Source organism: Microbispora corallina (genome assembly GCF_016863035.1).
Taxonomy (GTDB): domain Bacteria; phylum Actinomycetota; class Actinomycetes; order Streptosporangiales; family Streptosporangiaceae; genus Microbispora; species Microbispora corallina.
In genome coordinates, this window is the sequence record NZ_BOOC01000028.1 from 26339 (window position 1) to 47868 (window position 21530).

Consider the following 21530-nt stretch of genomic DNA (forward strand, 5'->3'; position numbering starts at 1 on the left):
CGCGCCAAGGGCGGGGACGGTTCAGGACATGACCGCTTTGGCGGAGTTCCACAGGACGCCGCGGTTGAGCCGGTCGGGGTAGCGGGCGACAATCGCGTCGTACAGGTCGGTGTGGCTCTCGGCCTTCTCGGCCGCGGCCGTGAAGTCCTCGATGTAGCGGCGGGTCCTGCCGATGTCCTCCGGGCTGTCGGGGTCGCCGTCACGCTTGTGGCCGGAGACGACGGCGCGGGGCCGGAGGCTCTCGATGGTGTCCAGGGCGCCAAGCCACTCCTTCCGGCCGTTGCCCTTCGACTCGGCGAGATAGAGGTGGACGTCTCCGTACACGGCGTCACCCGCGACGACCAGCCCGATGGACGGGACGTGCAGGGCGCTGGTGCCGTCGGAGTCGGTGTGGCCCAGCTCGATCGCGTGAAGGCGCTCTCCTTCCAGCTCGATCAGTCCGTCGGCGGCCAGCGGTTGCGCCACCACGTGCCGGTCCGAGATCTGGCCGGGGAAGCGCGGGGCCCAGAATCCGTCGAACCAGCGCGGACCCCATTGAGCGCCCATGTGCGCGGCGACGCCGGGCGTGGCCACGAGTGCGGCGTCCGGGAAGCGTTCGAGCACCGCCGGGGCGCCGAAGAAGTGGTCGCCGTGGGCGTGGGTGACGAAGACGGTGGTCACGTTCTTGCCGGTGGCCGCCACCCAGTCGGCCAAGGCACGCGACTCGTCGATGGTCATGAGCGGATCTACCAGGACCGCGTCGTTCGCGCCGTAGATGAGGGTCGATGCGGTCGGCGACCACATCCGCCGCGCCTCCCCCGGGGGAAGGTCGTCGGAGACCGCGGCCTTCGACGGGGCCACGTACACCGCATAGTCCAGCTTTGCCATGAAAGTACTCCTTTGACGGATCAGTTCGGCGGTCGATGTCAGCCGGCGACGAGTCGCGTAGGCGACTGAGGTGTAATCGCTTTAGCCTCTGTCATCCTGGACGTACTCATGACTGGAGTCAAGTACACTTTGCCTATGTCATGGATGGCGACGGAGAGGTTCGAGGCCCGCACCGCGCCGGGGGGGCTGGCTCTCGTGCAGGAACTGGTCAACACCCACGCCGTCGCCCGTCACGGGGCGGATCTGCTGGCCGACCTCGCCACCGCCCGGCACTGGCTGCGTGCGGCCGCCGGCCAGTGGGCGCAGGCGCACGGGCTGGAGCCGCCAGAGCTCTTCCTGCCGGAGAAGGACCTGGACGCGCTGCGTGAACTGCGGACCACGCTGCAGGAGATGCTGGTGGTCCCGTCCGGCGAGCGGTTCACCGGCCCGTTCGACGCGACCGGCGCCGTGCTGCCGCGCGCGCGGGCGCTCCTCGTCGCCGACGAGCGGGGCCGCGTGGCCGTCATCCCGGCCGGCACGGGTGCGAGCTGGCTGGCGTCGGCGGTCTGGTCGGAGATCCTTCTCGCCCAGCACGACGGCGCCTGGTCGCACCTCAAGCTGTGCCGCGGACCCCGGTGCCGTACAGCCTTCTACGACGCCTCCCGCAACGGCAGCGCGGTCTGGCACAACGTCCGCACCTGCGGCAACATCGCGAACCTGCGCGCCTCGCGCGCGCGCAGGAAGGGCGCTGGGCAGGGCCCGGACGAATGACGCCGGTGGGTCCCTGACGGCGGGGCAGCGGCGGTGTCGCCCACGAGGCCGCTTGGTGGCGGGACACGGTGAGCCGCGCCGTCGCACGCGATAAAACCCGGCGACATCGACGATCATCCCCGGGATACTGGGTCGCCCATGGATGAGGTCGAAGTGGTCGTCGCCCATTCCGAGCGCGCTACGCTGCGCGTCGGCGACGTGTTCCTGAAGGTGGACGCCGATCCGGCGCGCATCGAGGTCGAGGCGATGGCCCTGGCGCCGGTCCCGACCCCGAAGGTCCTGTGGCACAAGCCACCCGTGCTCGCGATCGCCGCGGTTCCGGGGACGGCGCTCGGCCGCCTCGGCGAGCCGTCGACCGCGCCCCCGGCGGCCTGGGCCGCGGCGGGCGCCGCCATCCGGAGGTTGCACGACGCTCCGTTGCCGCCCCGGCGCGGCCGGGCCGGCCGGAGCATGGACGAGTTGGCGGCGGAACTCGACGCCGAGTGCGAGTGGCTCGTGACGAACGGCGTCCTGCCCGCCGACCTGGTCACCCGCAACCGCCAGGTCGCCGAGGCCGCGCTCCGGCCGTGGGCTCCGGTGTTCACGCACGGCGACCTGCAGATCGCTCACGTGTTCGTCGACGGCGAGAAGATCACGGGCATCATCGACTGGTCGGAGGCGGGCCAAGGTGATGCCCTCTTCGACCTCGCCATCCTGACGCTCGGACACGAGAAGCACCTCGGCGACGTCGTCGCCGGCTACGGCGCCGACGTCGACCTCGACGTGATCCGCGCGTGGTGGTCGTTGCGAAGCCTGCTGGTGGTTCGCTGGCTGGTCGAGCACGGCTTCGACCCGTTCGCGCCGGGATGCGAGATCGACGTGCTGAGATCCCGGCTGTGAGACTGGGCGCGCCCGACTGCCGTCGTCGCGGTTGCCGCCGGTCAGGCTGAGTGCGACGGGGATGCCGTTCCCGTGGCGATGATATGTGCGTGGAGCCCGTCCTGGCGCGGCCGACCGGGCTCGGCCCTGTCTTGGGTCGCCCTGGGCTTCTCAGGCCCTCGTGGCCAGCGCGGACCGCCCCGCCACCAGGGCGGCGGCCTGCTCCGCCACGCGCGCCCCCAGGCGCTCGGCCGTGGCGATGTCCGCGGGGTGGACCGCTTCGGCGCCGCCGTCCAGCGGGGTCTGGGCGCCGGCCCCGGCCCAGAAGCCCAGCCGGTTGAGGCCGTGCTCACTCGCGTCCAGGGCGTTCCAGCCCGGGGCCAGGCCGAGGCTGCCCCAGATCATCTGGTGCTGCGCGGCGAACGACGCGAGGAAGTGCAGCGTGTTGAGCTTGTCTCCGCTCTTCGAGGCGGAGTTGGTGAAGCCGGCGGCGAGCTTGTCGGCCCATGCGCCACCAGGACTCCATGGGAATCCTGGTTTACATCAGAGACCACGCGTCCGGGACGCCTCCGGCCGGCGGTCAGGAGGAGGTGCGGGGGACCCAGCGGACCTCGTAGGGGGCGAGGTTGAGGCGCTTGCCGTTCACCGTGGCGCCGACCTCGCTCGACGCGGTGTTGACCACGACCGTCATGTCGTCCCGGCCGAGCGCCCGGACCGAGGCGGGCGACACCTGGACGGGGACGGTCTTCACCCCGAGCGGGAACCAGCGGGCGAACCCCTGGAGCGCCTTGAAGAGGGTCGTGGGCTGCCCGCCGCCGCGTTGCCGGGGACTGGTCCACAGGCACCCGGGCGGGCACTTCTCGCCCTCCTCCTGGCGGTTCCAGTACAGGACGGCGGCGGACTTCGTCCGGGTGAGCTCGATCATCGAGACGGCGGCCACCGCGGCGCGCTTCGCGTCCGGCCAGCCCGAATCGTCCGGCTCCGGGTACCACTCCGCCCACCAGATCGGCAGGCCGATGTGCTTGTGCAGCCACTGGTTGACGGCGGAGAACTTCTCCTGGGCGCCGAAGTCGTCGGGGATCATGCCCTGGTCGGTCTCGGCGGACCCGTCGACGACCACGAAGTCGGCGCCCTTCTTGTGCTTGTCCCAGTAGCGCAGGACGTCGAGCACGCGCTGGTCCACGTTGCCCCAGGGGCCCTCCAGCTCCGACGGCGCGTCGAAGTCGGCCATGACGGGGTAGGGCCCGCCGACCTGGATCTTGGGGTTGACCGCCTTGAGGGCCTTGTAGACCCGGTTGTACATGTCGGTGTAGCCCTCGTAGTCCCAGCGGTGCCTGCCCTCGTCGAAGAAGCCCTTCAGCTCGTTCCAGACGATGAAGTGCGTGACGTAGGGGTACCGTTCGGCCACCTTGGCGGCGAGATCGGCGAAGTCCTGGAAGTGGTCGGGCGTGGGCGCCCGCTCGATGTGGCCCCAGTCGGTCCGCCCGGCGCGGCCGCCCTTCATCCAGTCGGGCGCGCAGCACAGCGTGATGACTGGCACGCCGCCGGTCTTGCGGATCAGGTCCATCCGGTCGTCGAGGGACGCGAAGTCGAACCGCCCGGGGCTCGGCTCGGGGTTGAGCGCGCCGAACCCCATGATGTGCTGGTTCTGCAGGAGCCGCTGGCTGGCGATGGCGCGCCGCGCCGTGGCGAGGGCGCGGTCGTCGCCGTAGTCCGCCGTGTACTGCGTGTGGGTGAACCCGAACACCGGCCACCGCGACGACCCGCCGCCCGCGGGCGCCTCGTCCGGCACGGCGGCGGCGGAGGCCGCGCCGGACCCCGCACCGGACCCCGCACCGGACCCGATCGTCGCCCGGCCGCTGGTCGCGCCGCTGTCCGGCGCCGAACAGGCCATCATCAGCAGCCCGGCGACCAGGACGCCGACGGCCGTGCCGGCCCATCGGCGGAACACCACACGCACCGCTCCCCCTCGCGCCGGCTCGCCCGCGGAGGACCGGCTCGCGATCAACGCTATAGCACGGTCAACGAAACCAGCCGACCTTGAACGCGGGCTGTGGAAAACTTGAGGGTCCGCTGTACGCCACCGCGAACCCGCAGGTCAGAGCGCCACGCCGAGCAAAGCGTCGGTCAGGTCACGGACCAGCGCGGGCGCGGCGGAGTCGTCGCCCCCGGCCGCCGCCCAGGCGTCGACCAGGGCGAGCGCGGCCGGCGCGTCGAGGTCGCCCGCGAGCCGCTCCCTGACTTCGGCCAGCACGGGCGCCGCGTCCGGGCCGGCCGGCCGCGCCACCGCCGCCCGCCAGCGCGCCAGCCGCGCCTCGGCCTCGGCGAGCTGGTCCGGCGTCCACTCCCAGTCGTCGCGGTAGTGATGGGCCAGCAGCGCGAGCCGTACGGCCATGGGGTCGGCCGTCTCCCGCAGCCGCGACACGAAGACGAGGTTGCCCTTCGACTTCGACATCTTGGCGCCGTCGAGGCCGACCATGCCGGCGTGCACGTACGCCCGCGCGAACGGCCACTCCCCGGTCGCGACGTGGCCCTCGCAGGCGCCCATCTCGTGGTGGGGGAAGATCAGGTCGGAGCCGCCGCCGGAGACGTCGAAGCCGGTGCCGAGGTTGCGCAGGGCGATCGCCGTGCACTCGACGTGCCAGCCCGGGCGTCCCGGGCCGAACGGCGACGGCCAGGAGGGCTCGCCCGGCCGCTCGGCGCGCCACAGCAGCCAGTCGAGCGGGTGGCGCTTGCCGGGACGGGCCGGGTCGCCGCCGCGCTCGGCGAACAGCTCGATCATGGTCTCCTCGGAGTATCCCGACACGGCCCCGAACTTGGGGGCGGCGGACACCGAGAAGTAGACGTCGCCGTCGAGGACGTAGGTGGCGCCCCGCTCGGTGAGCCGGCCGATCAGCTCGGCGATCTGGTCGACCACCTCGGTCACGCCGACGTACTCCCTGGGCGGAAGGATGCGCAGTGCCTCCATGTCCGAGCGGAACAGGTCGATCTCGCGCTCGGCGAGGTCCTGCCACGGCGTGCCGGTGGCCTGCGCGCGCTCCAGGAGGGGGTCGTCCACGTCCGTGGCGTTCTGCGTGTAGTGGACCTCGTGCCCGGCGTCCCGCCACACCCGGTACGCCAGGTCGAAGGCGAGGTAGGTGTTGGCGTGCCCGAGGTGGGTGGCGTCGTACGGCGTGATCCCGCAGACGTACATCCGCGCCTCCCCGGTGGGGGCGGTCTCGCGGACCTCTCGGGCGGCTGTGTCGTACAGGCGCAGCGGAAGGCCCGGACCGGGCAGCCTGGGGACGTTCGGAGCAGACCACGATCGCATGGTGTGAAGCCTATCCGCGGGCCCGGGAGCTCGAATCAGGCGGTCGGCGGCACGCGGTGCCAGGTCCCCGGGTCGTCCGGACGGGGGCAGAAGTCGTAGCGCAGCCCGTCCGGGGAGAGGGCGACGAGGGTGACGGAGAGGCTGGCGAAGACGCGGCCGTCCTCGAGGCGCCTGCTGAAGACCAGCGCGCGGGGGTCGTCCACCGCCAGGCCGCCGCCGGAGGCCAGGTCCAGCCACTCGCCCCAGAAGCGCCGGGGGGAGCCGCCGTCGCGCCAGTCCGGGCGCTCGGCCGCGGCGAACCGGGGCCGGAACCATGCCACCCGCGGGTTGTCGTCGCCGCGCTCCCACCCGCTGTTGACCAGCATGTGGACGCCCCGGGGCAGCTTCTCCTCCACGACCCGCCCGCCGTCCCAGCTCCACACCCGCACCCCGTCCAGCCCGGCCACGACCAGGTGGAAGGGGTCGTACGCGCGCAGGTCGAGCGGGGGCAGCACGCCGTCGGCCGCGGCCAGCAGCGGCAGGGAGCCGCGCGAGCGGCGGATCTCGGGCGCAGCGGCGGCGCCGTGGCCGTTGAGGAGCGCGGCCACCCTGCGGGCGGCGGGGTCGGCGGCCAGCCAGGTGCCGCCGGCCTCCAGGTCGCGCCCGCCGACGAGGCCGGGATGGTCGGGCCAGTGGCGGTCGGGCGACATCCACGGCCGGGTGACGAACTCGTCACGCACCCCCGCGAGGAGCACCGGAGTCCCGGCGTCGGGCTCCACGCTCACGATGACCGTACACAATGCGCGTTCCCTCCATATCGGTAGAGACCTCTGCAGAGTGCACAATTCGTACGGTTCACGCAAGTGTCACGTAATCGAAACGATCTCTAGATCGGCGGCCAGGGGATGGCGGGCCAGTCCTCGGAGGGGTGGGGGTGGACGCCGGTCGCCAGGAGCCGCTTGATCCGCTCCCACGTGGCCTCGACCTCGTCGTTGGTGAGCAGCTCGCGCAGGCGCCGCCCGAGCCGGCCCCGCTCCATCTCCTGCTCCAGCCGGGTCAGGACGTTGACGGCCTCGCGCGGCAGGGACTTGCCCCGCCACTGCCACAGCACGGTCCGTAACTTGTCGTCGACCGAGAAGCACACGCCGTGGTCGACGCCGTAGACGTGCCCGTCGGGCAGCGGCAGCAGGTGCCCGCCCTTGCGGTCGGCGTTGTTCACGACGGCGTCGAAGACGGCCATGCGGCGCAGGGCGGGGTTGCGGCTGCGCATGAGGGCCATCAGGTCGGTCTCCGGGTCGGCGTCGATCCACAGCTGGACCATGCCCGGGCCGAAGGGGCCGTCGCGGTAGACCGTCGGGGGCACGATCCGCCAGCCCGTCGCCGCCGCCACCTCGTAGGCCGCGACCTCCCGGGCCGCGAGCGTGCCGTCGGGGAAGTCCCACAGGGGGCGCTCGCCCCGCACGGGCTTGTAGACGCACGCCGCCACGTGCTCGCCGTTCCCGATCGAGCAGTAGAGCGTCATGTTGGTGGCCTCGACCAGGCGTCCGGCCACCTCGATCGTGCCCTCCCGGAGCAGCCTCATGGCCGCGGCGTCGTCCAGCCCCGGCCCCTCTATGTCGCTGATGCCCGCCTCGCCCTCGGCCGTCATTGCGTCCCCTGCCCGGCAGCCGTCACGCCGGTCCCGCTCGTTCGCCGCGTCACGCCGTCAGACCTCCCGGGTGGTGACCGTTGAGACGGACGCAGATGTGACCATCGGGGTCGAGGGGCCGGCCGCACAGCGGGCACGGCGGACGGCCCGCGGCGACGACCTCCAGGGCCCGGCGGCTGAACGCGCGGGCGGCGGCGGCGCTGATCCTGACCCTCAGCACGGCCGGCTCGGGCCGGTCGTCGGCGAGCGGGTCGTCCTCGTCTTCCTCGTCGTCGTCGGACTCGCCGGCCTCCTGGGCCTCGATGATCACCTGGGAGGTGTCCGGATCCCAGGCGAGGGCCATCGTGCCCACGCGGAAGTCCTCGTCGAGCGGCAGGTCGAGGGGGCCCTGGTCGGCCAGCTCGGCCGGCGCCATGGCCGGGACGGGGGCGCGGCCGCCGCTGCGGCGCAGCACCTCGTCGAGAAGCTCGTCCAGGCGGTCCGCGAGGACGGCCACCTGGAACTTCTCCAGCGCCACGGTCGTGATCCTGCCCTGACCGCGGGCTTGCAGGAAGAAGGTTCGCGCGCCCGGTTGCCCAACGGCACCGGCCACGAACCTGTCAGGCGGATCGTAGTCGAAGACCGGCATAGCCCGACCTTATGTGGTCCCGGCTCCGCCGCCGACGGCGGCATCGCTCCCGGTGGAGTTTTCTCCCCCGCCTTCGCCTCCCGGAACCTCGGGTGGGGGAACCAGATTGGTCACATCGCCCCCGATGTCGTTGGATCTGAGCAGGAAGGGACGCAGGGGGGTGTAACGGATCACCGTGACGGACGCGGGGTCCGCCGTGATCCGCTGGAACTGGTCCAGGTGCAGCCCCAGCGCGTCGGCCACGATGGCCTTGATCACGTCCCCGTGGCTGCAGACGAGATAGGTGGCCTTCTCGCCCAGGCGCTCGTTCCAGTCCCGTACGGCCCGCACGGCACGGCTCTGCACGTCGGCCAAGGCCTCGCCGCCGGGGAACACCGCCGCGCTGGGATGGGCCTGGACGACCCGCCACAGCGGCTCCTTTGCCAGCTCCTCCAGCGGCCTGCCGGTCCAGTCGCCGTAGCCGCACTCGCCGAACCTGTCGTCGGTCTGCACCGAGACGGCCCGGCCCTGGGCGATGGCCTCCGCGGTCTCCCGGCACCGTTCGAGCGGGCTGGAGACGATGGCGTCGAGCTCCAGCGGCGCGAGCCGCTCCGCGGTGGCGCGGGCCTGCTCCCGGCCCCGCTCGTCGAGGTGGACCCCGGGCGTCCAGCCCGCGAGGACGGGCCCGGTCATCGAGGTGAGGCCGTGCCGTACGAGGAGAACGGTCGTCATGAGGAGATCACGCCCAGTGCCAGCAGGGTGAGCAGGAACGTTCCCGCGAAGACGCGGTAGACGACGAACACGATCGTCGAGTGCCGCGCGACGTAGCGCAGCAGCCAGGCGATCGAGGCGTACCCGACCGCGAACGAGACCACGGTCGCGATGAGCGTGGGCGCCACCGGCACCCCGCCGCCGTCGCCCACGTGCCGCAGCTCGAACAGGCCGGACAGCACCACGGCGGGGATCGACAGCAGGAACGAGTAGCGGGCGGCCGCCTCGCGCGTGTACCCGAGGAACAGGGCGCCGGTCATCGTCGACCCCGACCGCGACGCCCCCGGGATCAGCGGCAGCATCTGCCAGGCGCCGATGATGAGGCCGTCGCGCATGTCGAGGTCGGCGACCTCTTTCTTCTTCCTGCCCATCTGGTCGGCCGCGAGCAGCAGCAGGCCGAAGACGACGAGCATGCTCGCGTTGAGCCACAGGTTGCGCGCCGGGCCTTCGATCGCGTCCTTGAACAGCAGGCCCGCGACGCTGATCGGGATGGTGCCGAGCATGATGTACCAGCCCATGCGCGCGTCGAGGTCGTCGCGCAGCTCCGGCGTCCAGAGGCTGCGCAGCCAGGTCCACACGATGCGGACGATGTCGCGCCAGAAGTAGATGACGACCGCCAGCATCGTGCCGAGCTGGATCACCGCCGTGAACGCGGCGCCGGGATCGGACCATCCGAGCAGCTTCGGCACGATCAGCAGGTGGGCGGAGCTCGAGATGGGCAGGAACTCGGTCAGCCCCTGTACGACGCCGAGCACGACTGCCTGAAGTACGTCCATGGTGCGGACAGCCTATCGGCTAGTCTTACCGCACAATGGACCAGCGATTTGTCGGGCGCAGCGGTCTCTCGGTGTCCAGGATCGGGCTCGGCACGATGACCTGGGCCCGCGACACCTCGGCCGAGGAGGCGACGGCCCAGCTCACGGCCTTCGCGGAGGCCGGGGGCACGCTGATCGACACGGCCGACGTGTACGGCGGCGGCGACGCGGAGCGCCTGATCGGCAGGCTGATCCGCGACGTCGTGCCGCGCTCCGAACTGGTGATCGCGACCAAGGCGGTCCTCACGTCCGGCGGCGCCCGGGACGCCTCCCGCCGCCATCTCATCCGCGCCCTCGACGCCTCGCTGGCCCGTCTCGGTCTGGACGAGGTGGACCTGTGGCAGCTCCACGCGTTCGACACGTCGGTCCCCCTGGAGGAGACCCTCGCCGCCGTGGACTTCGCCGTGTCCACCGGCCGCACGGCCTACGCGGGCGTGTGCAACTACACGGGCTGGCAGCTCGCGGCCGCCGCCGTGTGGCAGCGGGCGGGCGAGTCCCGCGCCCCCGTCGTGGCGGCCCAGGTGGAGTACTCCCTGCTGGCCCGCGAGGCCGAGGAGGAGCTGCTCCCGGCCGCGGCGCACGTGGGCGCCGGCGTGCTCGCGTGGTCGCCGCTCGGCCGCGGCGTGCTGACGGGCAAGTACCGCACCGGGATCCCGGCCGACTCCCGCGCGGCGACGCCGCACTTCGCCGAGTTCGTCCAGCCCTATCTCGACGACCGGTGCCGCAGGATCGTCGAGTCGGTCACCACCGCGGCCGAGGGGCTCGGCGTGTCGCCGCTCGCCGTCGCGCTGTCCTGGGTGCGCGACCGCCCGGGCGTGTCGTCGGCCATCGTCGGCGCGCGGACCCACGCCCAGCTCCTCGGCGTGCTCCAGGCCGAGAAGCTCACCCTTCCGTGGGAGATCCGCGAGGCCCTGGACGACGTCTCCGACCCCTGAGGTCCCTCCGTACGCACCGAGGCGAACGAGAATCGTCTTCACGTATCACACATCGATACCGAATCGCAACTTTCTACTGCATAACCCCGCCCGGTGGCGAACAGTGGCAGAGACGACGGGGGATGGATCAGATTCATCTTGGAAGGGGACACATGGGGATCGCTCGCAACGCCTCCGCGCTCTCCGCAGGGGCTCTCGCGATCGCCCTCGGCGGAGGACTCCCCCTGGCGTTCGCCGCTCCGGCGCACGCGCTCGACTGCACGAACGGCGGCGGGCTCGTCTCGGGTGTCACCAGCGGGCTGTGCTCGGTCGTCGACGGCGTCGGCGGCGTCGTCGACGACGTGACGGACGCCGCCGATAAGGCGACCGGCGGCGCGACGCAGCCCGTGACCAAGGCCGTGGACGACGCCGTGAGCACCACGACGGGAGCCGCCGGGTCGGCCGTCGACAACGTGGGCCACGCGGTGGACGACACGGTGAACACGACGGTCGACGACGTCGGCAAGGCCGCGACCGGAGCCGTGGGCGCGGTGGGCGAGACCGTCGACAGGACCGTCCAGCACACGGGCACCGCGGTGAACGACGGCGCCGCCAGTGTCGGCGGCGCGGTGGACCACACGGTGGAGACGGTCAAGGGCGTCACCGGCGCGGGCACGCCGAGCGCCGGCCCCACCGCCCGGCTCACCGATGGGCTGACGAAGAGCATCAGGGACAGTTGCCTGCCCCTGGTCGGAGGCGGGTGCGCCCCCGGCGACGAGGGCGGGAAGCCCGGCTCGGTGACCCCGGAACGTCCCCGGCCCTCCGCGGGCGTGCTTCCGCGCGAGCCGTACCACCCGCTGCGGCCGAGCTACCTGCCCGCCGGGGGTGTCTCCGCCGACGGGTCCGCCACCCGCGTGCACCCGGACCGTGACGGGCTGATCCCCCTGCTGTGGCCGGGCCAGCGCATCCCCGACCTGGTCGGCGACCTGCGCGGCGGGCCGGTCCGGCCGCACAAGTCGTACGACGGGGTGGGGACGGCGCTGACGGCCGCGCTGCTGCTGTCGGCCGTGCTCGCCACGCGCGTGGTGTCCGCGCGCCGGGCCAGGGCCGAGCAGCAGGAGTCGATCCCGTTCGAGGGCGGCCTCCGGATGCCCGGCCGCTCCGGCCGCCACCGCCTCGCCTGACCCTCGGCGGTCCCCCACCGCGTTCTCCCTGACCCTGCGCCCCGGCCCGCCTGACCCTCGGACGGGCCGTCACCGCGTTCTCCCTGCCCTCCGTCGGCGGCCTCGCGCGCCCGGCGACTTTCGCCGTTGTCGTGAAATTTTCTACCGGGCGTCCTCCGGCCGGCGCCGTCAAGGGCCTCCGACCTGGTGTTCGCCGGCGGCTGCGGTTCGCAGGTGAGCCTCCCGGCCGTTCGGCCTTGTGATGCCAGAAATGTTTCTACAGACTCCTGAAACGTTAAAACCCCCCGGGTCCGGCGGGGTGACGTACTCGATTTCGGGAGTCGCGCGACGCGCGGCGCCACGGCCATCACGCCGGACCGGTGTACCCGGAGGAAGGACAGCCCGTGAAACGTCGCATCGTGGCCGTGATCGCGGCCGCGCTGATGCCCGTGGTCGCAGCGGTCTCGCTACTGGTCGCCCGACCGGCCGCCGCCGCCTCGCTCACCCAGGTGACGAACTTCGGCACCAACCCGAGCAACCTCAGGATGTACATCTACGTGCCAGACCGGGTCGCCGCCCGGCCCGCGCTGCTGGTGGCCGTCCACTACTGTCAGGGCACCGCGTCCGCCCTGTTCAACGGCTACTTCCACGACTACGTCACGGCGGCGGACCAGTACGGGTTCGTCATCGTGTTCCCGGAGGCCACGCGCAGCGGGAGCTGCTTCGACGTGTACTCGCCCCAGGCGCTGAAGCGCGGCGGGGGCAGCGACCCGGTGGGCATCATGTCGATGGTCGACTACGCCAAGTCCCGGTACAACGTCGACCCCGGGCGCGTCTTCGTCAGCGGCGTCTCCTCCGGGGCGATGATGACCAACGTGCTGGCGGCCGAGTATCCCGACGTGTTCAGGGCGGGCTCGGCGTTCATGGGCGTCCCGGCGGGCTGCTTCGCCACCACCGACGGCTCCACCTGGAACAGCCAGTGCGCCAACGGGCAGGTCACGAAGACCGCGCAGCAGTGGGGCGACCTGGCCCGCTCGATGAACCCCGGGTACAGCGGCGCCTACCCCCGGATGCAGCTGTGGCACGGCACCTCCGACAGCACGCTGAACTACAACAACTTCGGCGAAGAGATCAAGCAGTGGACCAACCTCAACGGCGTCGGCCAGACGCCCGCGTCCACCGACAGCCCCTCGTCCGGGTGGACCCGCACCCGGTACGGCGCCACGGGCACCCAGCCGCCGGTCGAGGGCGTCAGCGTCTCCGGCCAGGGACACTCGCTGCCCCTCAACGGCATGGTGGCCTACGCCATCAACTTCCTCGGCCTGAACAGCACCGGGACCCCATCGCCCACACCCACGCCGACCCCCACACCCACGCCCTCCCCGACCCCCACACCCACGCCGACCCCCACACCCACGCCGACGCCCACCCCGACCCCGACCCCGACCCCGACGCCTCAGCCGGGCGGGTGCAGCGCGAGCATCCGGACCGTGAACTCCTGGCCCGGCGGCTTCCAGTCCGAGGTGACGGTGCGCGCCGGAAGCTCGGCGATCAGGGGCTGGACGGTGACCTGGAGCTGGACCGGCTCCCAGTCCGTCACCCAGCTGTGGGGAGGGGTCCCGTCCACCTCCGGCGCCGCGGTCTCCGTGCGCAACGAGACCTGGAACGGCTCCCTCGCCGCCGCCGGCACGACAACCTTCGGGTTCACCGCATCAGGCACCGCCGCCACACCGGCGCTGACCTGCGCCGCGTCCTGAGCGGCGGCACCGCGGCGACACGTTCCTGACGACAGGAGTGACCTGAACGACGAGGGCGCCCCCGGCCGCGACCGGGGGCGCCCTCACACTGCGCGGATCAGGCGCCCATCGCGTGGACGCCGCCGTCCACGTGGACGATCTCGCCGGTCGTCGCGGGGAACCAGTCCGACAGCAGCGCCACGCAGGCCTTGGCGGCCGGGGCGGTGTCGGCGAGGTCCCAGCCGAGCGGCGCCCTGGCCGGCCAGCTGTCCTCGAACTCCTGGAACCCGGGGATGCTCTTGGCCGCCATCGTGCGCAGCGGCCCGGCGGCGACCAGGTTCACCCGGATGCCGTGCTTGCCGAGGTCGCGGGCGAGGTAGCGGGAGCACGACTCCAGCCCGGCCTTGGCCACGCCCATCCAGTCGTACACCGGCCACGCCTTGGTGGCGTCGAAGTCGAGGCCGACGACCGCGCCGCCCTCCTTCATGAGCGGCAGGCAGGCCACGGCCAGCGACTTGAACGAGAACGTCGAGACGTGGACGGCGGTGGCCACGTCCTCCCAGGACGTGTTCAGGAAGTTGCCGCCGAGGCACGTCTGCGGGGCGAACCCGATGGAGTGGACGACCCCGTCCAGGCCGTCCACGTGCGCGCCGACCCGGTCGGCCAGTGTGTCGAGGTGCTCGGTGTCCTGCACGTCCAGCTCGATCACCGGCGGCGGCTCGGGCAGCCGCTTGGCGATGCGCTCGACCAGGCTCAGGCGGCCGAAGCCCGTCAGGACGACCTGGGCGCCTTCCTCCTGGGCCAGCCGCGCCACGTTGAAGGCGATCGACGAGTCGGTGAGGACGCCGGTGACCAGCAGTCGCTTCCCGTCCAGCAAACCCATGCTCAAGCTCCAGTCTTCTCGTCCGTCCCCGGGACGCCTGTCAGTGTCCCATCCCCAGGCCGCCGTCCACGGGGATGACGGCGCCGGTGATGTAACCGGCGTCGTCGCTCGCCAGGAACCGGACCACCCGGGCGATCTCGTCGGCCTTCGCCTGCCGCCCGAGCGGGATGCTCTTGCGGATCTGCTCCTGCTGCGCCTCGTCCAGGACGGCCGTCATGTCGGTCTCGACGAACCCCGGCGCGACCACGTTGACCGTGATGCCGCGCGAGCCCAGCTCGCGGGCGAGCGACCGGCCGAAGCCCACCAGGCCGGCCTTGGAGGCGGCGTAGTTGGTCTGGCCCGCCGAACCGGACAGGCCGACGACCGACGAGATCAGGATGATGCGGCCGCGCCGCAACCGGAGCATGGGGCGCACGGCCCGCTTGGCCACGCGGTAGGCGCCCGTGAGGTTCGTGTCGATGACCTCGGTGAAGGTCTCCTCCTTCATCATCGGCAGGAGGGTGTCCTTGGTGATCCCCGCGTTCGCCACCACGACCTCGACCGGGCCGTGCTCGGCCTCCGCCTTCTCGAAGGCGGCGTCGACGTCCGCGGCGCTCGTCACGTCGCAGCGGACCCCGAACAGCCCCTCGGGCGGCTCCCCGGATCGGTAGGTGACGGCCACCGCGTCCCCGGCGGCCGCGAGCTCGCGCGCGATCGCGAGGCCGATGCCGCGATTGCCGCCGGTGACGAGTACAGAACGAACCATGCGACCGACGGTATCGGCTACCAGGGGGTAGGCCACTTGTCCGCAGGGCACAAGATCACAGGGTTAGGATCGTGGACATGCGCCAGATCGACCCCGACTTTCTCGCCCTGCCGCTCAGGCGGCTGGCGGACGCGGCCCTCCAGCGCGCCCGTGACCTGGGAGCCGAGCACGCCTCCTTCCGCCTCGAACGGGTGCGCGCCGAGACGCTGCGCCTGTTCGACGCCCGGCTGGAGGGCTCGATGGACGCCGACGACCTCGGCTTCGCCGTACGGGTGATCAAGGACGGCACCTGGGGCTTCGCGTCCGGGATCGAGCTGACGCCGGAGGCCGCGGCCCGGGCGGCCGAGGAGGCCGTGCGGGTGGCGGCGGTGAGCGCGCCGATCAACCGGGAGCCCGTGGAGCTGGCCCCCGAGCCGGTCTACGACGACGTGACCTGGGTGTCGGCCTACGACGTCGACCCGTTCGAGGTGCCGCTGCCCGACAAGGCGGCGACGCTGGCCGACTGGTCGTCCGGCATGCTCGGCCGCGTCGACCACGTGTCGGCCTCGCTGATGCAGGTCAAGGAGCAGAAGTTCTACGCCGACTCGGCCGGCACGGTGACCACGCAGCAGCGGGTCCGGGTCCACCCTGTGCTGACCGCGATGAAGGCCGACGGCGACCGGTTCGACGACATGCGGACGCTCGCGCCGCCCGCGGGCCGCGGGTACGAGTACCTGACCGGCACCGGATGGGACTTCCCGTCCGAGCTGGCGGAGCTCCCCGAACTGCTGGCCGAGAAGCTGAAGGCGCCCTCGGTGGAGGCCGGGCCGTACGACCTGGTGGTCGACCCGTCCAACCTGTGGCTGACCATCCACGAGTCGATCGGCCACGCGACCGAGCTCGACCGGGCGCTCGGCTACGAGGCGGCCTACGCGGGCACGTCGTTCGCGACGTTCGACAAGCTCGGCAACCTGCACTACGGCTCCCCCGTCATGAACGTGATCGGCGACCGCACGGTCGAGCACGGCCTCGCGACGGTCGGGTGGGACGACGAGGGCGTGGCCGGGCAGTCGTTCGACATCGTGAAGGAGGGGACGCTGGTCGGCTACCAGCTCGACCGGCGGATGGCCCTGCTGAAGGGCCTCGGCCGCTCGAACGGGTGCGCCTTCGCGGACTCCCCCGGCCACGTGCCGATCCAGCGGATGGCCAACGTGTCGCTCCAGCCGGCGCCCGGCGGCCCCTCGACCGACGAACTGATCTCCCGCGTCGGGCGGGGGATCTACGTGATCGGCGACAAGAGCTGGTCGATCGACATGCAGCGCTACAACTTCCAGTTCACCGGCCAGCGCTTCTACCGGATCGAGAACGGCCGCCTCGCCGGTCAGCTCCGCGACGTGGCCTACCAGGCGACGACCACCGACTTCTGGCGGTCGATGGAGGCCGTCGGCGGGCCGCAGACGTATGTGCTCGGCGGCGCGTTCAACTGCGGCAAGGGCCAGCCGGGCCAGGTCGCGCCGGTCAGCCACGGCACCCCGTCCGCCCTGTTCCGCGGCGTGCGGATCCTCAACACCGTCCAGGAGGGTGGGAAGTGAACACGCCACAGGAGACCGTGGAGCGGGCGCTGGCGCTGAGCCAGGCCGACGGCTGCGTCGTGATCGTCGACGAGGGGTCCACCGCCAACCTGCGCTTCGCCGGCAACACGCTGACGACGAACGGCGTCGCCCGCTCGTCCCGGCTCACCGTCATCTCGGTCGCCGGGCAGGGCGTGGGGGTCGTCTCCCGCTCCGCCGTACGGCCCGACCAGCTGGAGGACGTGGTCGCCGCGGCCGACCGGGCGGCCCGCGAGGCGCGCCCGTCGGAGGACGCCCGCCCGCTCGTCGAGGGCGGCGCCTCGGAGGGCTGGGACCGGCCCGTCGAGCCGACCTCCATCGAGGTCTTCCGCGACTTCGCGCCGGCGCTGGGCGAGTCGTTCGCGTCGGCCGAGGCGTCGGGCCGGCGGCTGTACGGCTTCGCCGAGCACATCCTCACCTCGACGTTCGTCGGCTCCTCGACCGGGCTGCGGCAGCGGCACGACCAGCCGACGGGACGGCTGGAGCTGAACGCCAAGTCGGCCGACGTCTCCCGGTCGGCCTGGACCGGCGTCGCCACCCGCGACTTCGCCGACGTGGACGTGGCCGCGCTCGACGCCACGCTGGCGCAGCGGCTGGAGTGGGCCAAGCGGCGGATCGCGCTAGAGGCCGGGCGGTACGAGACGCTGCTGCCGCCGTCCGCGGTGTCCGACCTGCTCATCTACCTGTACTGGTCGGCCGGGGCGCGTGACGCGGCCGACGGGCGGACCGTGTTCTCCAAGCCGGGCGGCGGCACCCGCGTCGGGGAGCGGCTGTCGCCGATCCCGCTGCGGCTGTCGGGCGACCCCGCTCACCAGGGCATCGAGTGTGCGCCGTTCGTGATCGCGCACGCGTCGGGCCGGGAGCAGTCGGTCTTCGACAACGGCCTGCCGCTGGCCCGCACCGACTGGATCGCGGACGGCACGCTGGCCAACCTCATCCAGACCCGGCACTCAGCGGAGCTGACCGGGCTCGCGGCCACCCCGCAGATCGACAACCTGATCATGACGGGCCCCGAGGGCGGCCGCTCACTGGAGGAGATGATCTCCTCGACCGAGCGGGGGCTGCTGCTGACCTGCCTGTGGTACATCCGCGAGGTCGACCCGCAGACCCTGCTGCTCACCGGGCTCACCCGCGACGGGGTCTACCTCGTCGAGAACGGCGAGGTGACCGGGGAGGTCAACAACTTCCGGTTCAACGAGTCGCCGGTCGACCTGCTCGGCCGCCTGACCGAGGTGGGCGCGAGCGAGCAGACGCTGCCGCGCGAGTGGAACGACTACTTCACCCGCGCCGTCATGCCGCCGCTCCGAGTGCCCGACTTCAACATGTCGACGGTCAGCCAGGCCAGCTGACGGCCATCGTCGGCCGCGCCTCTCGCGGTCAGGCGTCCTCGAGGCGGAAGCCCACTTTCATGCCGACCTGGAAGTGGGCCACCTCGCCGTCCACGATGTGCCCGCGGACCTCGGTGACCTCGAACCAGTCGAGGTGCCGCAGGGTCTGGGCGGCGCGCCGGACGCCGTTGCGGATGGCCTGGTCGACGCTCTCCCCCGAGGTGCCGACGATCTCGGTCACCCGGTAGGTACGATCCGACATCTTGTCCTCCTGCTCTGGTCTCCGCATGATCGTATCCTTGTGCGGCTTTCACACCCGCCACAGTGGAGGACTAACGTGGAAGTCGTGAAGCCATGGCGCAGGTTCAGGCGCGGCACCACGGTGGTCCACCAGGTGACCGACGCGCAGCCGTCGCTGTCCGACGACATCAAACGGCGCGAGCGAAGCTATCTGATCAAGATGAGCATCCGGCTGATCTGCCTCATCCTCGCCGTGGCCCTGCCGGCTCCCTGGCCGATCAAGGGGTTGCTCGTCGCCGGGGCCGTTCTTTTGCCATACCTTGCCGTTATCGGGGCCAACCAACGAGGTGAGAGCCTTCCGGCCGGCTCAGACTTGACCGGATCCAGCCAAAACGAGATCCCACGCCACCGACGCGAGATCGGGTCGTGACAAAGTCTTGACGCAACCCATGGGTTAGAGGTGTACAGTTTAGCCAAGCGCTCTGGTCCCCCGTCGGAGCGCTGGTGCCGGCGTTCCGGGCCCCCGTCGGAACGCCGATGAAGCGGCGCCGGGTGGTTTGCCCCCGTAACCACCCGGCGTCGCCCTTTTCCCGGGCTTTACCACTTTTTCCGGCCGTGTTCCCGTGGTGGCCGCGTATCGGGACGGGGGCCGCTGTTCCCGCGACCCCGTCCGTAAGGTCTCCTGTCAAGAGTCGCCGAGCGTCTCCGCGGTCGCCCTGCCCCAGTCGCCCGCCATCCGCGACAGCCTCTCCACGGCGTCGGGCGGGGCCGTCCCCGCGCCCTGCGCGAGCCCCACCAGGTAGGCGGTGAGCGGCGCCGCGGGCCGGGTCACCCCGTGGGCGACGTCCCTGGTCAGGTCGAGCACCGCGGCGCGGTCCACCCGCGCCGGGTCGATCCCCAGCTCGCGGCAGACCAGCGCGGTCCACTCCTCAAGCACGTTCATGCGGCCTCCTCGTGGGTCAGGGCTCCCCGGCCCTGCGGCGGGCCGTGCCGAGATCGTCAATCGTGTCGCAGTCGAACCACGGCTCGCATCCGTCCTCCCCCGTGAGGCGCAGCCGCACCGGATCGAGCGGGCCGAGCAGCCGGTGCAGCGACCGCCCCTCGTACGCCGCCAGGGCGTCCCGCAGGGCCGCCGTCCGCCACACCCCGGTGAGCCACTGCTCGCGGCCGCCGTCGTCCACCAGGACGGCTCCCGCGGCGTCCGGCAGGGCCGCGCGCAGCAGCGCGGACACGTGCGCGGCCGTGAGGAACGGCAGGTCCGCGGCGAGGAGGGCGACCCACGGCGCGGCCACCTCGGCGAGCCCGGCGCGCAGCGCCGGGACCGGTCCTCCGCCGGGCGGGTCCTCCCGGGTGAACACCGCGCGGAGGCCGGTCCGGGGCGGTCCCACGACGACGAGCGCGCGGGCGGCGGCGACGGCCGCGGCGACGCGCTCGACCAGCGGCCGTCCGCCGACGAGGGCGCCCGGTTTGTCCGCGCCGCCGAGACGCTCGGCCCTCCCCCCGGCCAGGATCACCGCGTCGTACGGCGTGCCCTCGGGCGGACGCACGGCAGATCCCCGTTCAGCCGCCGATGGCCGACATGGGACGGGCCGGCTGGAGGAAGCTCGGGTCGTCGATGCCGTGCCCGGCCCGTTTCCCCCGTACGGCGGCGACCCACCGGGCCGCGAGGTCGTCGTCCGAGGCGCCCGAGCGCAGGGCCGACCGCAGGTCGGACTCGTCGGTGGCGAACAGGCAGTTGCGCACCTGGCCGTCGGCGGTGAGGCGGACCCGGTCGCAGGCGCCGCAGAACGGGCGGGTGACCGAGCCGATCACGCCCACCCGGGCCGGGCCGCCGTCCACCAGGAACAGCTCGGCGGGGGCGCTCCCGCGCGCCCGGGGGTCGTCCTCGGTGAGGTCGAAGGAGTCCTTGAGCAGGCCGAGGATCTCGTCCGCCGTCACCATCCGGTCGCGCCGCCACCCGTGCTGGGCGTCGAGCGGCATCTGCTCGATGAAGCGCAGCTCATAGCCCCGCTCCAGGCAGAAGCGCAGCAGCGGCACCGCCTCGTGCTCGTTGACGTCGCGCATCAGCACGGTGTTGACCTTGACGGGCAGCAGGCCGGCCGAGGCCGCCCCCGCGAGGCCGTCGAGCACGTCCCCGAGCCGGTCCCGGTGGGCGAGCCGGACGAACACGTCGCGGTCGAGCGTGTCGAGCGACACGTTGACCCGGTCGAGCCCGCCCCGGGCCAGGGGCTCGGCGAGCCGGGCGAGGCCGATGCCGTTCGTGGTGAGCGAGATCTGGGGCCGGGGCCGCAGGGCGGCGGTGGCGGCGACGATCTCCACGAGGTCCCCGCGCAGCAGCGGCTCGCCGCCGGTGTAGCGCACCTCGGTGATGCCGAGTCGCTCGACGCCGATCGTGACCAGCCGGACGACCTCGTCGGCGGTCAGAAGTTCGGGCTTGGGCAGCCAGTCGAGGCCCTCGGGCGGCATGCAATAGGAGCACCGCAGGTTGCACCGATCGGTCAGCGACACGCGCAGATCGGTCGCGACCCGGCCGAACGAGTCAACCAGCACGAGATGACCTCCATTGCCCGGAAGCCTCAAGCCTACGGCTTGCGGTCATCCACGGGACAACTCCATTGTCCCTCTGCCGATTCCACAGGCCGGCGCGCCTCGTCGCCGTCGTGCCCGCGCCGGACGACCGGGGAGGCGTCCCCGGAGCCGCCGGTTCCTCAGCCGGCGGCCTCCCGCGGCGCGAGCCGCCGGCTCTCGGGCAGGCGATGGCACACCGCGAGGACCGCCGCGCCCAGCAGGGCGGCCAGCGCGGTCGAGGCGGCCGCCGTGCCGGGCCCCGCCACCTCCATGACCACGCCGGCGAGGGCGGAGCCCAGGGCCGTACCCGTGGTGAAGAGCGTGATGAGCCACGCGAACGCCTCGGTGACCGTCCCCGGCGGGGCGAACGCGTCCACCATCGTGAAGGCGACGACCAGCAGAGGCGACAGGAACAGGCCCGTCGCCAGGCAGATCGGCGCCATGACCCATACGGGGGCCATGGTGGCCACCAGCAGGTAGGTGACCGCGAGGCCGGCGCAGAACAGCACGGCCTGCGCGGTGGGCGCCGCCGTCCAGGACCTGCGGCCGTGCACGATCGCGCCAATCAGCGCCCCGAGCGCGGACACGGCCAGGAGCGCGCCCGCGCCGCCCGGCACCGGGTGCCGCTCGGCGTAGGCCACGGCGACGATGTTGAGCCCGCCGACGGCGGTGCCGCCGCCGGCAAGGCCGAGGAAGAGCAGCACCAGCGCCCGGCTGCGCAGCGGCCCCAGCCAGTCGCGCGGGCCCGGCTCCCCCCCC

Annotated in this window: 24 protein-coding genes; 8 read left to right on the plus strand and 16 right to left on the minus strand. The window is 72.4% G+C overall.

From position 1 onward, the window contains the following. Positions 1–21: 21 nt before the first annotated feature. Positions 22–867 carry an MBL fold metallo-hydrolase gene (locus Mco01_RS25305; protein WP_204059378.1) on the minus strand — a complete coding sequence of 282 codons (846 nt, stop codon included), beginning with the start codon at positions 865–867 and terminating at the stop codon, positions 22–24. Between the two features lie 135 nt (positions 868–1002). On the opposite strand from Mco01_RS25305, the gene Mco01_RS25310 reads away from it, so the two are divergent. Continuing rightward, positions 1003–1617 (plus strand): CGNR zinc finger domain-containing protein, encoded by a 615-nt coding sequence (locus Mco01_RS25310; RefSeq protein WP_204059379.1) that lies wholly within the window; start codon positions 1003–1005, stop codon positions 1615–1617. A gap of 138 nt (positions 1618–1755) precedes the next feature. Beyond that, the gene (locus tag Mco01_RS25315; RefSeq protein ID WP_204059380.1) at positions 1756–2496 is read left to right on the plus strand and encodes a phosphotransferase family protein; all 741 of its coding nucleotides are present in this window, start codon (positions 1756–1758) and stop codon (positions 2494–2496) included. A gap of 150 nt (positions 2497–2646) precedes the next feature. Here the strand turns inward: Mco01_RS25315 and Mco01_RS25320 are convergent, their stop codons facing one another. From Mco01_RS25320 to Mco01_RS25355, 8 genes are all read right to left on the minus strand, one after another. Continuing rightward, positions 2647–2880 (minus strand): hypothetical protein, encoded by a 234-nt coding sequence (locus Mco01_RS25320; RefSeq protein WP_204059381.1) that lies wholly within the window; start codon positions 2878–2880, stop codon positions 2647–2649. Positions 2881–3055: 175 nt separating this feature from the next. Beyond that, positions 3056–4435: a GH39 family glycosyl hydrolase gene (locus tag Mco01_RS25325; protein ID WP_204059382.1), complete on the minus strand. Its 1380-nt coding sequence runs from the start codon at positions 4433–4435 to the stop codon at positions 3056–3058. A gap of 138 nt (positions 4436–4573) precedes the next feature. Beyond that, positions 4574–5785: a cysteine--1-D-myo-inosityl 2-amino-2-deoxy-alpha-D-glucopyranoside ligase gene (gene mshC, locus Mco01_RS25330; protein ID WP_204059383.1), complete on the minus strand. Its 1212-nt coding sequence runs from the start codon at positions 5783–5785 to the stop codon at positions 4574–4576. Between the two features lie 35 nt (positions 5786–5820). Then, positions 5821–6549: an NRDE family protein gene (locus Mco01_RS25335; protein WP_239103901.1), complete on the minus strand. Its 729-nt coding sequence runs from the start codon at positions 6547–6549 to the stop codon at positions 5821–5823. 101 nt (positions 6550–6650) lie between these two features. Next, positions 6651–7412, minus strand: coding sequence for an SCO1664 family protein (locus Mco01_RS25340; RefSeq protein ID WP_204059385.1), 762 nt, complete (start codon positions 7410–7412; stop codon positions 6651–6653). 49 nt (positions 7413–7461) lie between these two features. Then, positions 7462–8040, minus strand: coding sequence for a DUF3090 domain-containing protein (locus Mco01_RS25345; protein WP_204059386.1), 579 nt, complete (start codon positions 8038–8040; stop codon positions 7462–7464). Between the two features lie 9 nt (positions 8041–8049). After that, the gene (locus Mco01_RS25350; RefSeq protein ID WP_204059387.1) at positions 8050–8751 is read right to left on the minus strand and encodes a histidine phosphatase family protein; all 702 of its coding nucleotides are present in this window, start codon (positions 8749–8751) and stop codon (positions 8050–8052) included. Beyond that, on the minus strand, positions 8748–9566 hold the full coding sequence (locus Mco01_RS25355; RefSeq protein ID WP_036318621.1) for an undecaprenyl-diphosphate phosphatase: 819 nt from the start codon (positions 9564–9566) through the stop codon (positions 8748–8750). The genes Mco01_RS25350 and Mco01_RS25355 overlap by 4 nt, the downstream gene beginning before the upstream one ends. 35 nt (positions 9567–9601) lie before the next feature. On the opposite strand from Mco01_RS25355, the gene Mco01_RS25360 reads away from it, so the two are divergent. The 3 genes from Mco01_RS25360 (at position 9602) to Mco01_RS25370 (ending at position 13439) form a co-directional block, all read left to right on the plus strand. Beyond that, on the plus strand, positions 9602–10540 hold the full coding sequence (locus Mco01_RS25360) for an aldo/keto reductase (protein WP_204059388.1): 939 nt from the start codon (positions 9602–9604) through the stop codon (positions 10538–10540). A gap of 152 nt (positions 10541–10692) precedes the next feature. Continuing rightward, positions 10693–11703: a hypothetical protein gene (locus tag Mco01_RS25365; RefSeq protein ID WP_204059389.1), complete on the plus strand. Its 1011-nt coding sequence runs from the start codon at positions 10693–10695 to the stop codon at positions 11701–11703. 383 nt (positions 11704–12086) lie between these two features. Continuing rightward, positions 12087–13439: an extracellular catalytic domain type 1 short-chain-length polyhydroxyalkanoate depolymerase gene (locus Mco01_RS25370; protein ID WP_239103902.1), complete on the plus strand. Its 1353-nt coding sequence runs from the start codon at positions 12087–12089 to the stop codon at positions 13437–13439. Positions 13440–13536: 97 nt separating this feature from the next. Here Mco01_RS25370 and fabI read toward each other — a convergent pair whose 3' ends face one another. Further along, a complete protein-coding gene (fabI, locus tag Mco01_RS25375) occupies positions 13537–14301 on the minus strand; it encodes an enoyl-ACP reductase FabI (protein ID WP_204059390.1) in 765 nt (254 codons plus the stop codon). 40 nt (positions 14302–14341) lie between these two features. Beyond that, positions 14342–15046: a beta-ketoacyl-ACP reductase gene (locus Mco01_RS25380; RefSeq protein WP_036318605.1), complete on the minus strand. Its 705-nt coding sequence runs from the start codon at positions 15044–15046 to the stop codon at positions 14342–14344. Between the two features lie 77 nt (positions 15047–15123). On the opposite strand from Mco01_RS25380, the gene Mco01_RS25385 reads away from it, so the two are divergent. Beyond that, positions 15124–16617: a TldD/PmbA family protein gene (locus Mco01_RS25385; RefSeq protein ID WP_204059391.1), complete on the plus strand. Its 1494-nt coding sequence runs from the start codon at positions 15124–15126 to the stop codon at positions 16615–16617. Then, on the plus strand, positions 16614–17984 hold the full coding sequence (locus Mco01_RS25390; protein WP_204059392.1) for a metallopeptidase TldD-related protein: 1371 nt from the start codon (positions 16614–16616) through the stop codon (positions 17982–17984). The genes Mco01_RS25385 and Mco01_RS25390 overlap by 4 nt, the downstream gene beginning before the upstream one ends. 28 nt (positions 17985–18012) lie before the next feature. Here Mco01_RS25390 and Mco01_RS25395 read toward each other — a convergent pair whose 3' ends face one another. After that, entirely contained in the window at positions 18013–18225 is a 213-nt protein-coding gene (locus Mco01_RS25395; protein ID WP_204059398.1) for a dodecin, read from the minus strand. A 75-nt stretch (positions 18226–18300) separates the two neighbouring features. Between Mco01_RS25395 and Mco01_RS25400 the strand changes: the two genes are divergently transcribed. Beyond that, positions 18301–18633 (plus strand): DUF3099 domain-containing protein, encoded by a 333-nt coding sequence (locus Mco01_RS25400; RefSeq protein WP_239103903.1) that lies wholly within the window; start codon positions 18301–18303, stop codon positions 18631–18633. A 255-nt stretch (positions 18634–18888) separates the two neighbouring features. Here the strand turns inward: Mco01_RS25400 and Mco01_RS25405 are convergent, their stop codons facing one another. From Mco01_RS25405 to Mco01_RS25420, 4 genes are all read right to left on the minus strand, one after another. Continuing rightward, the gene (locus tag Mco01_RS25405; protein WP_036318594.1) at positions 18889–19146 is read right to left on the minus strand and encodes a DUF6457 domain-containing protein; all 258 of its coding nucleotides are present in this window, start codon (positions 19144–19146) and stop codon (positions 18889–18891) included. Between the two features lie 16 nt (positions 19147–19162). After that, on the minus strand, positions 19163–19750 hold the full coding sequence (gene mobA / locus Mco01_RS25410; protein ID WP_204059393.1) for a molybdenum cofactor guanylyltransferase: 588 nt from the start codon (positions 19748–19750) through the stop codon (positions 19163–19165). A 13-nt stretch (positions 19751–19763) separates the two neighbouring features. After that, positions 19764–20753, minus strand: a complete 990-nt coding sequence (moaA, locus tag Mco01_RS25415) for a GTP 3',8-cyclase MoaA (RefSeq protein WP_204059394.1) — start codon at positions 20751–20753, stop codon at positions 19764–19766. Between the two features lie 158 nt (positions 20754–20911). Next, positions 20912–21530: MFS transporter (locus Mco01_RS25420; protein ID WP_504739633.1), on the minus strand; the 619-nt coding region annotated here is incomplete at its 5' end.